Below are 14,973 nucleotides of genomic sequence, written 5' to 3'. Positions count from 1 at the left end.
AACTCCTCAATGGCTCTTGCGGGGACGCACGCGCACCGCAAGATACGGCTTGCCCGRCAATTTCAATCCAAACGCCGCCGAGAACTGGTTGGTGATGTGCGATCCTCCGGTAATGCGCTGCGGATGGACTTTCGGGAGCRCCGCCTTGTCCAGCGGTGTGATCGTCATATTCCACACGTCGATCAGATCAATCTCCCATTCGCCATCTTCCTCGGGCAGGCCCAGCGCCCATTCCACCGGCTGATGCTCGGAAAAATAGATATACCGAACATCACCGTCGCGGACGGCGGAAACGCGCTTGAACGGCGTCCCCCGCTCTAGCATCGGGGTCAATCCGTTGACGGCATCCGCTTCGAGCAACCGGCGCAGGAATGCGATCCGAGGTGGCGCATCCCCGCGCAGCGTGCCGCCTTTCGCCCACCAGAGTTCGTCATCCTCGTGCATGAAGGTTTCACCATGGCCAATGTAGCCGCCGCGGCAAAGCGTCAGCCAATACCGGTTGACCAGTTCATGGGCGTGGATATTGCCCCACTCCTTGGGAATGTTGCCCTCATATTCCGGTTCGTCATTGACGACCGGCTTGCCGTATGCCTGGCGCCAATCGAGGGTTTTCTTGACATCCCAGTTCTGAATGCAGACGTGGTCGACCCATGGTTTGCGGTGGTCGTAGTTCTTGTCCACGTCACCGTTGTGGATCGACTTGGGATGGCGAAGGGGATCGCCTTCCTCGATGATCTGGAAGAACCTGTCCCAGCGCTCCATTGGCTTGGTGTCGAGTAGGAAATCATATTCGTTCGCGAGCGACCACCAGACGTTTCGATAGGCGGCGATGCGGGCGACGATATAGCGAAGATAACGGAAGTCCTGCTCCTCCGTCATGGTGCAATAGCCCCATCGGTCGTAGGGATGGAAGAGGATGATGTCCGCTTCGATGCCCATTTCCATCAGGCGCCCGATCTGCGTCTCGAAGTGCCGGAAGCTCTCGAAGTTCGGCCGATCCATGTCATGGCTGCCGTCGGCACGCTTCTCGTAGATGTCGTGCAGCGGTTCGTTGGTGTTGTAGATGTAGTCCTTGGGAAAAACTCCCATGCGGATCTTGTTGAACGGTGCGGTCTTCAGGGTCTCAAGCGTCTGCTCCTGTAGCTCCATCGTCTGATGGGTCCAAGCGTAGCAGGTCGTTCCGAAAGGAAGGTAGGGCTTGCCGTCGGCATAGGCGAAATGGAATTGGTTGCGGACCCTGACGGGGCCATGGACCCCGTTCCTGGCTGGTCCGACCGACAGTGTCCCCTCAAGTCCGGAAAGCTCATCGGCGCTGGATGTGGTCACGAACCGCCAGTCCCCCTCCGTGTCAGGGCAGAAGCGCACCTTGTAGACACCGTCTCCGTCATAGAAGCCGGGCACCTTTATCTCACGGTTGTCGAGCGAGAATGTCGCACCGAACGAGACGTCGAGATAAGGGTTGCCACTGGAAGGGCCAGTTGCTGAAAATTCGAAAACGTCCCAGCGGCTTCGTTGCTCAGCCATAGTTCACTCCTCGATATGTTATGATGTTCAGCCCTTGACGGCGCCCGATGTCAGGCCGCTGACGAAGTACCTCTGAAAGATCATGTAGACGACGACGGCGGGGAATACGGTCATGGCGATCGCTGCGTTCAACTGACCATAGTCGGTCGAAAACTGTCCCTGGAAGGACATGAGCCCCAGCGGCAGGGTCCACATGTTGCGATCCTGAAGCAGGACCAATGCCATGGCGAACTCATTCCAGGTGGAGACAAAATCCAGGATGAGCAGAGCCGCCAGGACCGGCAGTGAGATAGGCAGGAAGATCCTGCGGAAAACGGTCAGATGCGAGGCTCCATCGATGAGAGCCGCTTCCGACAATTCCTTCGGGACCGCCTTGAAGAAGCCGTGCAGAATGAAGACCTGATAGGGGACCCCGAACGCCAGGTAGGGCAGGATCACTCCCGGATAAGTGTCGATGAGCCCGAAACCGTTCACCAGCGTAAAGATCGGTGCCAGCATGACTTGAAACGGGATCATGGCGCCGAAAAGAAAGAAAAGCAGGAGCAGCTTGCCGAACCGCAGTTTGATCCTCGCCAAAGCATAAGCGGCCATTGCCGAGAACATCAGTCCGAGCGGTACCTTGATGACGGTGATGATGACGCTGTTTTGGAATGTCGTGGCGAAATTGCCGCGCTCCCAAGCACCGGAAAAATTGCTCCAGGCCACCGTCTCGGGCGGCGTGAAGGCATTGGTGGCCATGATCTCTGCATTGGATTTCAGCGCCGTGAAGGCGATGAGCACAATCGGGGCAACCCAGAGCAGGGCAAAGACGACCAGCACCAGCCAGAGAATGATGAGGAAGGGATCCCGTCGGCGCTTTATCTCTGCCGTCTCACTTTCAAGATGCGTTGTCATGACCGTCATTCGGCGGCTCCTTCATCGCGTTGCGACCAGCGCAGATAGGGAACGACGATCGTCAGGGTGACCAGGAGGAGAATGACCGAGATGGCGGAACCCCGGCCGAAATCGAAGATCTGCATCGATTGCATGAATGCCCAGAGCGCGAGCATCTGGGTTGATTGTGCCGGTCCGCCACCGGTCATCCCGTAAACGATATCGAACGCCTTCAGCGACGAGATGGTCGACAGGACGAGGACGATCGCCAGCGTAACGCGTAGCGCCGGCAGCGTTACATGGCGGAAGACCTGCCACCGGTTGGCGCCATCGATACGGGCTGCTTCCACAAGCGAGCGGTCGACGCCCTGCAGGCCAGCCAGGAAGAGCACCATGGAAAAGCCGACATATTGCCATGTATAGGCGACGAACATGGAGTAGAGAGCGATCTCGCGGTCGCCAAGCCAGTCCTTGATCCAGGCCTGCAGGCTCAGACTTGTCAGGACCTGATTGAAGAGCCCGAAAAAAGGATCGTACATCCACCGCCACATCGTTGCGACCGCAATCGGGGCAATGATGACTGGAAGATAGTAGATCGCGCGCATCGGGACGCGGCCGAAAAGCTGCTCGTTCAATCCGAGCGCGAGCAGGAGGCCGATCATGGGTGGAAAGATGACTGCCAGGATCGTCCAGTTTATCGTGTTGCGTAGCGCAACCCAAAAGACCGTGTCGCTGGTCAGGATGTAGCGATAGTTCTCAAGACCGACCCACTCCCGCTGGGGGTCGAGACCGTTCCAATGCTGAAAGCTCAGGATGACGACCTCGATCATCGGCCAGATCGCGAACGTCGCATAGACGGCGAAGGCAGGACCGATCAGCATGAGGGCTTGAGTCCGTGGGGACTGCATGGCTTTCGATTTCAGCATGAGAGTTCCGCTTGTTCAATCTCGATCCCGTGCGCGGTCGCGGTCTCCGCGACGCCTGTCGGTCGCGGAGACATCAGGTCGTCGCCAGCTTATTTGCGGTTGCCGATGAAGGTCTGCATTGCGCCGGCCGCAGCTTGCGGCTCGAGCCTGCCGGCGGCGACATCGTTGATGACGCGGAAATATTCCGTCGTGACATCCAGGGGAAAGGCCTGATCACCGTTCACGAAGGTGCCCTTCGCCTGCGCGAAGATTTCCGTCCATTCCTTGTGCATGGCGGATGCGTCGTCCTTGAGCTTGACCTCCTTGTTCACGGAAAGAGCTCCGAAGACGCCCGCGATTTCGGTCTGGAACTCGGTGGAGGTGAACGAGTCAATGAATTCCGCCGCCAGATCAGGCTTGCTGGTCTTGGATGAGATGTAGAAATACTCGGCGAAACCATAGAGGCGTTCCGTTCCGTTCGGGAACGGGAAGACGCCATAATCGTCTAGGTTGCCGCCTTCCTTGATCTGGGAGACCAGCCAGTCGCCCTCGAGCATCATCGCCGCACGCTTCGCCAGGAACAGGGTGAAGGATTGCTTCTGATCGACACCCATGAACGGTGACAGGATGTAGTTCTGCCCCCAACTCTGCATCTCGGCGAACGCCTTGGTCGCGCACTCCGTCTTGTTCCAGTCTGCTTGCAGCGACTTCAATTGGTCGTGGACCTCGGCGCCGCACGTCGTCTCCAGGAGTTCGTCCATCAAACGCATCAGGTGCCAGTTGACGGAGCCCCCGAAGGTAAAAGCAGGAATACCCGCTTCCTTCAGCTTCTTAGCGGCCTCGACGAGTTCCTCGTAGCTCTTGGGCTCTTCCGTGATGCCGGCCTGCTCGAACAGGGCTTTGTTATAATAGAGCCCCTCGCCTGAGAAGCGGAAGGGCACGCCATGCTTGCCGGATCCGTAGCTGCTGGCAAACGCGAGAGAGGGGGCGGTCAGACGGCTGTCCCAGCCATATTGCGAATAATAGGGCGTCAGATCCCTGCTCAGGCCAGCCTTGACGTACTCACCGCCAAGACCAAGCCCGGCCCAGCTCATGTAGACATCGGGTCCCTTGTCGGATCCGGCAGCGACCCGCAACGCGGTCTTGTGTTCGTCGACGCCGCGTTGAACGATTTCCACGTTCACGTCGGGATGGGATTTTTCGAAGCGCTCTGCAGCGGTTTGGAGCGCTTTCACCTGAGATTCGGCCGAATAGCTGATGATCCAGACCGTCAGATCTTCAGCCTGCGCCGTTCCCGCGGCGGCGATGGCGAGCGCCGATGCAGCAAATAGCCTCTTCAAAGTCTTCATGTGGATCTCCTCCCGTAGATCGTACAAGCCTTCACCAGAGACTATTCAGTTATTTTTGTTTGATGTCAAATTCTTTCGAATGATTTTGTTTGTGGCTCCAAATGGCGGCGTTTGCCTTGCATTTCGCCGAACATCATTTCGCTTCGATATCGATAATTCCGGGGATGATGGATCAGACAGCTCACCGTAGAGCTGCAAAATGCCATCGCCAGCTGCGGCAAGGGCATTCGGCCCCAACGAGCAATCGGATCAGCCATCCGAGCAGCAATCACCGGATTGATCTCTAAGGAACGCCGTCAGCTTGGCTCATGCGCGCCGGCGATGGCGCCAACGCCGTGTTGTTCAGCACAGCGGAATTCGGCATCTGCGTGGATTGCGGCTCTCAGAAAGGGTGCAAGCCCTCGAGAATCGTTCGGTTCGGAGCGATATGCGCGCTACCTTGCTATCAGAATTTCTATGCCGCGTTTTTCGAATTCCTTTGCATCGCGGTCGGCGATGCCATCGTCCGTGATGAACGAATTGATGACGTCGAGCGATCCGAGGCGCGTGAACGACGACCGGTTGATCTTCGTGGAGTCGGCGACGAGATAGACGTGTGCAGCAGCCTTGATCATCGCTTCCTTGAGCTGAAGGTCGGCAAAGCTCGGATAGGTCAGCCCGGCATCGAGAGCGACACCGGCGGTCGCCAAAAACAGCTTGCCGGCAAAGATGTTGCGGAAGTACTCGACTGACTTGTCACCGGAAAGCGAAAGCGTCGGTGATTTGAATTGGCCGCCTGGCATATGCACTGCCATCGTTGGCACGGATCCCAGTATGATCGCGATGTTCAGGGCGTTGGTGATCACCGTGAGATCGCGACGATTGGTCAGCCGCGTGGCGATTTCGGTTGTCGTTGTTCCGGCATCGAGGATCAGCGTCTCGCCATCCTTTACAAGGCTTGCCGCAAGAGCCCCGATCCGGCGCTTCTTGTCCATGTTCTCCTGGTGGTGGAGCGTCATGCTTCCGGCTTGGGGCGGGGCGGTATTGAGATAGGCGCCCCCGTGCTCGCGCGTAATGAACCCGTCGTTCTCGAGCCTTTCCAAATCCTGCCGGATTGTCGCTTCTGATACTCGGAAGGCGCTCGCCAACTCCCGGACACGGGCGGAGCCTTCCTCCTGGAGCCATTCGAGAATACGGCGGCGTCTGGGCTCGGACAGGAGTCCGACCATGGAATCTGGGGTAGCCTGCTCGTATTTCGCTTCCATAGGGACCTGCCTGAACTGAAAGAATCGCAATTACTCGAAAATCTTCGGTTCCCCTTCCATAATATCCTTACAGCAACCGTGTGAAGCTTCAAATCCTCAATTGACCTGCTGCTGCAGGACAACGCGTGCCTGAAGCTTCTGCTGAATTTGGTCGACGACAACGGCGGCTATAATGACGACGCCCTTGATCACCGTCTGCCAGAATGAGGAGACGCCCATCATGATGAGGCCATCGGCGAGGATCCCGATCACGAAGGCGCCGACGATCGTGCCCGCGATGCGTCCACGACCACCCGACATCGACGTGCCTCCGAGCACGGCTGCGGCGATTGCGTTCAGCTCGAAGGTTTCRCCGGATGCCGGATGGCTCGCCTGCAACTGCGAAGAGATGATCAATCCGACCAGCGCTGCACAGAGCCCCGAGAACATATAGACGAACAGCTTTGTCCGATCGACGTTGACGCCGGAAAGGGCGGCACCCCGTTCATTACCCCCAACGGCATAGATGTGACGACCAAGTGGCGTGCGCGTCGCGAGATAGGCAGCAAGAAGAGCCACGATCGCCATGATCCAGACGGATAGAGGAAAACCGAGGAAACTGCCGGAGCCGATGAGCCGAAACGTATCGGAGCCATATTCCGGATTGCCTGCCAGGTTCGGAAATGTACGACCGTTCGAAAAGAGAAGTGCGGCGCCGCGCGCAACATAGAGCGTGCCGAGTGTTGCGATGAAGGGAGCGACATTGAGCTTCGTGATCAACAGGCCATTGATCAGTCCGATGAAGACGCCGACCACCAGAACGAGGAAGCATATCTCGATCGTGTTGAACTGGATGCTGTATCCGATGCCGATGAAGCCAAGGTCGATGCCGTATAGCACGAGATAGCCCGCCACCATGGCGCAGAGGCCGACGATGGAACCGACCGAAAGATCGATGCCGCCGGCGATGATGACGAAGGTCATTCCAATCGCGAGCAGGGCATTCAGCGCGACATGCTTGGAGATGATCAGCATGTTGGCGCCTGTCAGGAAGTTCGGCGCGTAAACGGCAAAGAACCCGAAAACCAGGATCAACGCAACGAATGTACGCATATGCAAAAGCAGCAGAAGTACGGACGTCTTTGATCCGCCGGGTATCGTTTTGTCGCTGCTCACCGTGTTGATGCTGCTCATTGAATTGCAACCCTGTTGAGATTGGGCGTTGCCGCGGACACGACGTCGGACGCATTGGCGCCGGCTGGAAACTCTCCGGTCAGCCTGCCATTGGCCATCACCAGAATGCGGTCGGAGAGGGCCAGAACCTCGTCTAGATCCGAAGTTACGAAGAGGATCCCAAGACCGCTTGCTGCCAGACGGCGCATGGTACGAAAGATTTCTGCCTTCGCTCCGATATCTATGCCACGTGAGGGCTCGTCCATCAGTAGGATGCGTGGTTTCGTCATCAATGCCTTCCCGATCACGACCTTCTGTTGATTGCCACCCGAAAGACTGGAGACCGGATGCTCAAGGCTGGCGATCTTAATCGCCATCTGTTTTACGGATTCGGCGGCCTTGAGAGCTTCTGCCCGCAGACTGAGGTGCAAGATGCGTGTGAAGTCGCCAAGTGACGAGAGCGTCAGGTTCTCCCGGATTGTCATGATCTGGACCAGGCCGTCTCGTTTGCGGTCCTCGGGAATGAGGGCAAGGCCTTTGCGAATGCGGCCCGACACGCTTTTCTCGCGGACCGCTTGGCCTCCAATGAAGAGCCGCCCGGAGGAATTGGGATGCTGGGCCATGACGCATTCAAGGAGCTCTGATCGGCCTGCGCCCATCAACCCATAGAGGCCGACGATCTCCCCGTTGCGGACGGAGAGCGATACATGATCGACCGCGTAACCGCCGGCGGCACGGGGTAGGCAGATTTCCTCGACCCGGAAAACCTCGTCGCCCAGTTCGTGTTGAACCGTTTTCGGGAAGTCCTTGGAGGCACCGCCGATCATGTTGGTGACGATCCAGGGGATGTCGACGCCCTTCATCGACCGCGAACCTGTAATCACTCCGTCACGCAGCACCGTGATATAGTCACCGATGCGGATCAGCTCCTCCAGGCGGTGCGAAATATAAACGATCCCGACGCCCTGTCGCTTCAGGTCTTCGATCACCCGGAACAGGACTTCAACCTCGGCTGCCGACAGCGCGGAGGTCGGTTCATCGAGAATGAGGATGCGCGCATTTTCCGCGAGGGCCTTGGCGATTTCGACGATCTGCTGTTGTCCTATTCGCAGATTCCCGAGCGGTGTATCCGGATCGATATCCTGCTCAAGGCGCTTCATCAGTGCACGGGCGGCTGCGGTTTGAGCGCTCTTGTCGATGTGCACCCGTGCGAACGTCTTCTCGTGACCGACGAAGATATTCTCGGTCACGGTCATGTTGGGAAAGAGGTTAAGCTCCTGAAAGACGATGCCGACGCCATGCCGTGCAGCATCGTTCTTGTCTGCGAAAACCACTGGCTCACCATCGAGCATGATCGTGCCGCCATTGAGCTGCTCGACACCGGCGATCACCTTCATCAGCGTCGACTTGCCGGCGCCGTTCTCGCCAACCAGGACGTTCACCGCACCCATGCGCAGATCGAAATCGACACTTTTGAGTGCCTGCGTGCCAGGATAGATTTTCGAGCCGTTGCGGATTGACAAACCAACCGGATGGGTCTCGTTCATGGCGCAACCTCGATGGATACCGGCATGATGACCGGCTTCTCGCTGCCAGAGCGTATAACCGTGGCACCGAGGAAGGTCACGCGTTTGCCCTTCAGGGCGGTATCGGACCCAGGAAGCTTGGAAACCGCCTTGTCGTTCAAGGCTCGGCCGAGCTTCGCATACTCGATCTGGTCGCGGAAAGTCGAAAAATCGTAGAGATTGGTGGTATCGCGCAGCGCGGTTCCCTTTACCACCGGCCCGAGCTGCAGCGTCGCATCCGCCTGTCCGTCGCCATCGACGTCGATAGCCGCTACGGCAGCCTTGGAAGYGCGATTTTCATCCACTACGGTGCCRGTGCCCTTGACAGGAAAGTTCCAGCCGCCGCCTGCGCCTCCTACACGTACACCGTGTTGTTCGCCCGCTTCATCAAGGCCGCGTGCGATCGCTTCCCGCAAGGCCGGCAGCTCAACGGTCTTTTCCTTGAGTGCTGGGATGAGCTTTGCCTCGAATGTCGTCTCCACGAGTTCGGTAATCGGATCGGCGGCCGCGCCGTCTTCGCCTTGATCGGTCTTCACCAGCTTGCAGCCGGTAAGGGAGGCGCAGGCGAGCACGCTTGCAGCGAGCAGGGTTCTCATCTTCATGGCGTGTCGACTTTATCTCGTTGGAAATCCACCCGAACCATTGGTGGTTCGGGTGGCGCTTCGCCGCTTACTCAGCCAGTGCGAACGTCTCGAGCTTCGACGCATTCTCGCCATTGATGAGAATGCAGTCCATCAGCTGCTTCTCCTCGAGACCCGTCGACCCGGTCTTGATGAATTTGTCGGCCTGTTCCACCGCAAGCTGTGCTTGCTGGAAGGCCGGCTGAAGCACGGTCGCCTTTATGCCTCCATTCTTGATGGAGTCGCGAACATCGTTGGATCCGTCGAAGCCTACCACGATCACGTCCTTTCGGCCGGCTGCTTCGAGCGCCGCATAGGCACCCATTGCCATTGTGTCGTTCCCCGAGATGACGCCCTTGATGTCCGGATGGGCCTGCAGCATCGATTCCATCACCGAATAGGCTTCGGTCTGGGACCAGTTGGCCGTCTGCTGCGCAACCATCTTCATGTCGGGATATTGATCGATCACGTCATGATAGCCCTGCGAGCGGATACCAGCATTGGTGTCGGACTCCTTGCCGACCAGTTCCGCGTAATTTCCGCTTTCGCCCATCAGCTTGACGAATTCTTCCGCGCCGAGCTGCGCTCCTTGATAATTGTTCGAGACGATCTGCGACACCGCAACGCCGGTCGCCGTGATTTCGCGGTCGATCAAAAAGGAGGGAATGCCCTTGTCCTTTGCCTTCTGGACGGCTGCGACGGAAGCGTCCGCGCCGGCATTGTCCAAAATGATGGCCTTGACGCCCGCGGCGATCGCCGAGTCGAACAGCTCATTCTGTTTGTTGGCATCATCATCGTGGACCATGACCATCGTCTCGTAGCCAAGTTCCTTGGCCTTTGCGGCGGCGCCATCAGCCTCGGCTTTGAAGAACGGATTGTCGTGGCTGGGCGTGATGATGGCGATGGTGTCGGCGGCAAGCGCGGTGCCGGACGCAAGTCCAAGCATGCCGAGAGCTACTGCGGATATAAGTAGACGTTTGGTAATGAGCATGTGGACCTCCCTTTAACGAACCCACCCTCCAGTGGTTTTCGTATTCTATCGATTGCTTTCGTTTCATGTCAATATTCATTTAGTTTGCATCAATTTTTGCGGCGTCTAGAGCGCGGGGAACCGGGAACATTGTCAGGAGTGCATGCATGGGGGCGTGTGGAATTGCTCACGAGGGCAAAAATCTCTTGAATGCAATCATGATACATGCAATGAAACGCAGCAAACGAAAACGATCAAAAATATTCAAAAGAGGCCCTTTCGAAGTGCGGCCTTCAGAAGGAGACGAGACGAGTCGGTTCGTGGCGACTGATTGAGCTTGCCGCGGCAGCGCACGGAGGAAGCTTGACCGAGCTCGATTGGGTCATTGCAGTTCTCTGCTCCTGCCTCCGGTGTCTTGTCCTTTTCAACAATGAGTCAAATGGAGGAACCTCATGACCACCCCACGTTTCGGCGCCGGAATCTGGCACTTTGCCACCTACCTCGACCGCTACGCCACTGACGGTTATGGCGCACCGCGGAGCGTCATAGAGGCCATAGACCTCGCCGGCCAGGTCAGGGACCTCTCGGTGGTCGACATCAACTATCCGTTTTTCGGCGGCGACTTCTCCAATGCCCAGATCAAGGAGGCGTTGGACCGCAACAAGCTCGGCGTCATCGGCATCACGCCGGAAATCTACACGCGTGAATTCGTCAAGGGCTCCTTCACGAACCCCGATGCGGGCATCCGTCGTCGCACCCACGAGCTGGTGACTGAAGCCTGCGATCAGGTTCGCTATTTCGGCGCAGACTACGTCAAGCTGTGGCCGGGGCAGGACGGCTGGGATTATCCCTTCCAGGTCGACTACGGCATGCTTTGGAAGCATTCTTTGGATGGAGTCGGTCAGCTCGCGAGTGAAAACCCCGACCTCAAATTTGTCATCGAATACAAGCCGCGCGAGCCGCGGGTGCGAATGAGCTTCGGTTCTGTCGCTCGGACGCTTCTTGGTATCGAGAAGATCGGGCTGCCCAATGTCGGCATCCTGCTCGACTTCGGCCACGCCATCATGGGTGGTGAATCGGCTGCCGACAGTGCTCAGCTTGCGATCGACTATGGCCGGCTGTTCGGCATGGATGTCAACGACAACTATCGCTCATGGGACGACGACCTCGTCGCCGGCAGCTTGCATCCGATCGAGATCTTCGAGTTTTTCCATGTGCTTCGGAAGAACAAGTGGGAGGGCGTTTGGCAACTCGATCAGTTCCCCTTCCGCGAGGACAGCGTTGCCACCGCCAATCACGCCATCGATTTCCTCAAGGCTGCAGCGAAAGGCCTCGATGCACTGGACGTGGATGCGCTCAAGGAGGCGCAAAGCCGCCATGATGCCATCGGCGCGCTTAAGATCGCTCAAAAAGCCCTGTTCGGGGCGATGTAGACGCGGGAAACGGCGGGAGCCAGATCGGCATTGAAAGGCCTATAACCATGTTGAAGAACGATATCGTCGACACGATCAGGCAGAAGGCCTTGTGGATGCGCCGCCGCGCCTTCACCATGGTGTTCGATGCACAGCTCGGGCATCCGGGTGGGGATTTCTCGGCGATCGACATCATCGCAACACTTTATTTCGGCGTCATGCACTACGACCCGAGGAAGCCGGATATGCCGGAGCGGGATCGCTTCATCATGTCGAAGGGACACGCCACCGGTGCGCTCTATACCGCCCTTTGCGCCGCCGGTTATTACCCGGAGGACTGGCTGGCCACCTATATGCAGCCGAACTCGAAGCTGAACGGCCATCCGAACCGCAACTATCTCCCGGGCGTGGAGACCAATACCGGCCCGCTTGGCCACGGCATGCCTGTCGGTATCGGTATTGCGATTGCCGGACAGTTGACCAACAGCGACTACCGCACCTTCGTCCTGACCGGGGACGGCGAGTTGCAGGAAGGCTCGAACTGGGAAGCGGCAATGACTGCCGGCCATCGCAAGCTCGGTAATTTCACGTTGATCGTCGATCGCAATCGGCTGCAACAAGGGATGGGGACGGAGGAGACCAATGGTCTCGATCCGCTGGACGACAAATTCCGCGCTTTCGGATGGGAAGTGAGAACCGTCGATGGCCATGACGTGCAAGCGTTGCTGGACGTGCTTTCGGCGCCGCCCGGCGGACGGTCGCAGCCGCTCTGCGTGATCGCCGATACCGTCAAGGGAAAGGGCGTGTCATTCATGGAAAACAAGGCTTCGTGGCACCATGGGGTGCCGAATGCGGAGCAATTTGAAATGGCAATGAAGGAACTGGTGTGATGGCCGCGCCCGCTGTAAAACACGAAGGCACACACGATTGCCGTGACGCCTGGGCGCGCACACTCGAAGAGCTTGCGGCGCAAGATCCGCGCATTGTCGCCGTCGTCAACGATTCCGTTGGCTCATCGAAACTTGGGGGCTTTCAAAAGAAGTATCCGGACCGTCTGGTCAATGTCGGCATTGCCGAGCAGAACATGGTCGGTGTGGGGGCGGGCCTTGCCAATGGCGGTCGAATCCCCTTCGTTTCCGCCGCTTCCTGCTTCTTGACGGGCCGTGCGCTTGAACAGCTGAAGGCGGACATCGCCTATGCCAAATTCAACGTCAAGCTTATCGGCCAGTCATCCGGCGTCGCCTATGGCGAACTGGGGCCGACCCATCACTCCATCGAGGACTTCGCTTGGCTTCGACCGCTGGGCAACATCACCGTTGTCGTTCCTGCAGATTCCTGGGAAACGGTCGAGGCTGTCAAATGGGCCGCGGCTTACGAAGGACCGGTGTTTATCCGCCTGAGCCGCATGCCCGTTCCGGATATCGCGGTGAGGGAGCGTGTATTCCGACCCGGCAAGGCTGAATTCATTCGCGAAGGCGATGATGTGACCATCATAGCCTGCGGCACCATGGTTCATCTGGCGGTCGCGGCGGCGGCTGAACTCGAGGCGGAGGGCATCTCGGCGCGGGTCCTGAACATGGCCACCATCTCTCCTCTCGACGAAGCGGCCGTCTTGGCCGCAGCGCATGAAACGGGGGCGATCGTGACGGTCGAGGAGGCCAGTATCCATGGGGGCCTCGGCGGCGCTGTTGCCGAACATAYGGCGGCCAACCTGCCGGTTCCCGTCGAGCGGATGGGTTTTCCAGGCTTCGTGCCGACCGGATCGGTGGAATGGCTGTTTGAGCATTTCGGTCTGACCCCTGCCGGCATTGCTAGAACGGCGCGCAAGGCGATCGGACGCAAGCGCGGATGATGAAGGGTTCGGGAGGAGGATATGTCATTGCCATCGACCAGGGCACGACCAATACCAAGGCCATTCTGGTCAATGCCACCGGCAATTTGGTTGCCAAGGCTTCGGCGCCTCTGAAGTCCCACTATCCTCGTCCGGGCTGGGCCGAACAGTCCGCCGAAGATATCTGGACCAGTGTTCAAACCGCGATTGCCGATCTCCTCCGAAGCGGCACCTTTGATATCGAAGGGCTTGCAATCGCCAACCAGCGCGAGACGCTTGTTGTCTGGGACGCGGAAACGGGAAATTCAATTGCCCCGGCAATTCTCTGGCAGTGCCGGCGCACCGCTCCGGCATGCGAAACACTGATCGCCAATGGCGCGAACGCGCGCGTAGTGGAAGCGACCGGTCTCTCCATCAATGCCCTGTTCCCGGCCTCCAAGCTGGCTTGGGTTCTGCAAAACGTGCCTGAGGCGGCGCCGCTCGTGGCGCAACATCGGCTCCGTGCCGGCACGGTCGACACTTGGCTCCTCTATAAGCTGACCGGCGGATCAAAGTTCGCCACGGATCACTCAAACGCTTCGCGTACGCAGCTTTTTCACACGGGCAGTCTTCAATGGGATGAGCGCCTTTGCGACCTGTTCGAAGTGCCGATGTCGATATTGCCGGAGGTAAAACCGTCCGACAGCCGCTTCGGGGAGGTGGCGGAAGGGGTTACAGCGCTCAAGGGCGGGATCCCCATTCTTGCCATGATGGGCGACAGTCATGCTGCCCTTTATGGCCACGGCGTTCGCGCGCCGGGGCTRGTCAAAGCCACCTATGGCACCGGCTCATCATTGATGACCCTGACATCGGGACGAGTGCTTTCGCATAGCGGGCTTTCCAGCACGATCGCCTGGAGCGACAAGAATGGGATCGCCTATGCGCTGGAAGGCAATATCACCGTATCGGCCCAGGCGGCCGCCTTCGCCGCCGACATGCTTGGGCTTGCCGATGCCGGCGCTCTTTCCGATCTGGCGCAGACAGTGGTAGATTCGGCTGGTGTCGTCTTCGTTCCTGCCTTGGCGGGGCTCGGTGCTCCCCATTGGAACGACAGGATATCGGGTACAATCTCCGGCATGACGCTGGCGACGACCCGCGCCCATATCGCTCGTGCAACCTTCGATGCCATAGCGCTGCAGGTAAGCGATGTGTTCCTGGCGATGGAGAAAGACATAGGCGTACAGCTGCATGGCCTGTTGGCTGATGGCGGTGCGTCCGCGAACGACTTTCTCATGCAATTGCAGGCAGATGTTCTCGATCGCGCTGTCACGCGTAGCGGCGCGGCTGAGGTGGGAGCCCTCGGCGCCGCGGCGATGGCCTTGACCGGTCTGGGAGAGCCTTCGTCTGTATTCAACATGAGGCAGAAGCTGTTTGAACCTCGTCAGGATTTGGCTGCGTGGCGTTTGGAAGTTGTTCAGAACTGGCGATCGTTACTGGCGCTGCTGACAGCAGCTTGAGGCTATTGCTGCCCAAGGAAGCGATGCCGCCG

Annotated in this window: 13 protein-coding genes; 4 read left to right on the top strand and 9 right to left on the bottom strand. The window is 58.4% G+C overall.

Going from position 1 to position 14,973, the window contains the following annotated elements:
* Positions 1-6: 6 nt before the first annotated feature.
* The 9 genes from LCM4573_RS15420 to LCM4573_RS15380 form a co-directional block, all read right to left on the bottom strand.
* Positions 7-1,524 (bottom strand): DUF5060 domain-containing protein, encoded by a 1,518-nt coding sequence (locus LCM4573_RS15420; protein ID WP_071007271.1) that lies wholly within the window; start codon positions 1,522-1,524, stop codon positions 7-9.
* Positions 1,525-1,551: 27 nt separating this feature from the next.
* Positions 1,552-2,427 (bottom strand): carbohydrate ABC transporter permease, encoded by an 876-nt coding sequence (locus tag LCM4573_RS15415; protein WP_071007270.1) that lies wholly within the window; start codon positions 2,425-2,427, stop codon positions 1,552-1,554.
* Positions 2,424-3,323 carry a carbohydrate ABC transporter permease gene (locus LCM4573_RS15410; protein ID WP_071007269.1) on the bottom strand — a complete coding sequence of 300 codons (900 nt, stop codon included), beginning with the start codon at positions 3,321-3,323 and terminating at the stop codon, positions 2,424-2,426. The genes LCM4573_RS15415 and LCM4573_RS15410 overlap by 4 nt, the downstream gene beginning before the upstream one ends.
* Before the next feature lie 89 nt (positions 3,324-3,412).
* Positions 3,413-4,651, bottom strand: coding sequence for an ABC transporter substrate-binding protein (locus LCM4573_RS15405; protein ID WP_071007268.1), 1,239 nt, complete (start codon positions 4,649-4,651; stop codon positions 3,413-3,415).
* Between the two features lie 434 nt (positions 4,652-5,085).
* Positions 5,086-5,895 carry a DeoR/GlpR family DNA-binding transcription regulator gene (locus tag LCM4573_RS15400; RefSeq protein ID WP_083347465.1) on the bottom strand — a complete coding sequence of 270 codons (810 nt, stop codon included), beginning with the start codon at positions 5,893-5,895 and terminating at the stop codon, positions 5,086-5,088.
* Between the two features lie 96 nt (positions 5,896-5,991).
* Complete coding sequence (locus LCM4573_RS15395; protein WP_407071740.1) at positions 5,992-7,059, bottom strand: ABC transporter permease; 1,068 nt, start codon at positions 7,057-7,059, stop codon at positions 5,992-5,994.
* Positions 7,060-7,064: 5 nt separating this feature from the next.
* Entirely contained in the window at positions 7,065-8,594 is a 1,530-nt protein-coding gene (locus tag LCM4573_RS15390) for a sugar ABC transporter ATP-binding protein (RefSeq protein WP_071007266.1), read from the bottom strand.
* On the bottom strand, positions 8,591-9,214 hold the full coding sequence (locus tag LCM4573_RS15385; RefSeq protein WP_083347464.1) for a DUF2291 family protein: 624 nt from the start codon (positions 9,212-9,214) through the stop codon (positions 8,591-8,593). Before LCM4573_RS15385 ends, LCM4573_RS15390 begins: the two co-directional genes overlap by 4 nt.
* A 67-nt stretch (positions 9,215-9,281) precedes the next feature.
* A complete protein-coding gene (locus tag LCM4573_RS15380) occupies positions 9,282-10,223 on the bottom strand; it encodes a D-ribose ABC transporter substrate-binding protein (RefSeq protein ID WP_071007265.1) in 942 nt (313 codons plus the stop codon).
* A gap of 431 nt (positions 10,224-10,654) precedes the next feature.
* Between LCM4573_RS15380 and LCM4573_RS15375 the strand changes: the two genes are divergently transcribed.
* The 4 genes from LCM4573_RS15375 to LCM4573_RS15360 are packed head-to-tail and all read left to right on the top strand — an operon-like array spanning position 10,655 to position 14,941.
* Positions 10,655-11,635 (top strand): sugar phosphate isomerase/epimerase, encoded by a 981-nt coding sequence (locus tag LCM4573_RS15375; RefSeq protein WP_071007264.1) that lies wholly within the window; start codon positions 10,655-10,657, stop codon positions 11,633-11,635.
* A 47-nt stretch (positions 11,636-11,682) separates the two neighbouring features.
* Positions 11,683-12,504: a transketolase gene (locus LCM4573_RS15370; RefSeq protein WP_071007263.1), complete on the top strand. Its 822-nt coding sequence runs from the start codon at positions 11,683-11,685 to the stop codon at positions 12,502-12,504.
* On the top strand, positions 12,504-13,466 hold the full coding sequence (locus LCM4573_RS15365) for a transketolase family protein (RefSeq protein WP_071007262.1): 963 nt from the start codon (positions 12,504-12,506) through the stop codon (positions 13,464-13,466). The genes LCM4573_RS15370 and LCM4573_RS15365 overlap by 1 nt, the downstream gene beginning before the upstream one ends.
* A complete protein-coding gene (locus LCM4573_RS15360; RefSeq protein ID WP_244505327.1) occupies positions 13,463-14,941 on the top strand; it encodes a glycerol kinase in 1,479 nt (492 codons plus the stop codon). Before LCM4573_RS15365 ends, LCM4573_RS15360 begins: the two co-directional genes overlap by 4 nt.
* Positions 14,942-14,973: the final 32 nt, after the last annotated feature.

This window comes from Rhizobium sp. LCM 4573 (assembly GCF_001854865.1).
Lineage (GTDB): Bacteria > Pseudomonadota > Alphaproteobacteria > Rhizobiales > Rhizobiaceae > Neorhizobium.
The sequence above is the reverse complement of the archived record's forward strand: the minus strand, read 5'-3'. Positions and strand labels throughout refer to the sequence as shown.

Coding starts and splice junctions, on each gene's coding strand:
- LCM4573_RS15415 (WP_071007270.1), bottom strand. CDS start 2,427: ATGACGGTCATGACAACGCATCTTGAAAGTGAGACGGCAGAGATAAAG.
- LCM4573_RS15410 (WP_071007269.1), bottom strand. CDS start 3,323: ATGCTGAAATCGAAAGCCATGCAGTCCCCACGGACTCAAGCCCTCATG.
- LCM4573_RS15405 (WP_071007268.1), bottom strand. CDS start 4,651: ATGAAGACTTTGAAGAGGCTATTTGCTGCATCGGCGCTCGCCATCGCC.
- LCM4573_RS15400 (WP_083347465.1), bottom strand. CDS start 5,895: ATGGAAGCGAAATACGAGCAGGCTACCCCAGATTCCATGGTCGGACTC.
- LCM4573_RS15390 (WP_071007266.1), bottom strand. CDS start 8,594: ATGAACGAGACCCATCCGGTTGGTTTGTCAATCCGCAACGGCTCGAAA.
- LCM4573_RS15380 (WP_071007265.1), bottom strand. CDS start 10,223: ATGCTCATTACCAAACGTCTACTTATATCCGCAGTAGCTCTCGGCATG.
- LCM4573_RS15375 (WP_071007264.1), top strand. CDS start 10,655: ATGACCACCCCACGTTTCGGCGCCGGAATCTGGCACTTTGCCACCTAC.
- LCM4573_RS15370 (WP_071007263.1), top strand. CDS start 11,683: ATGTTGAAGAACGATATCGTCGACACGATCAGGCAGAAGGCCTTGTGG.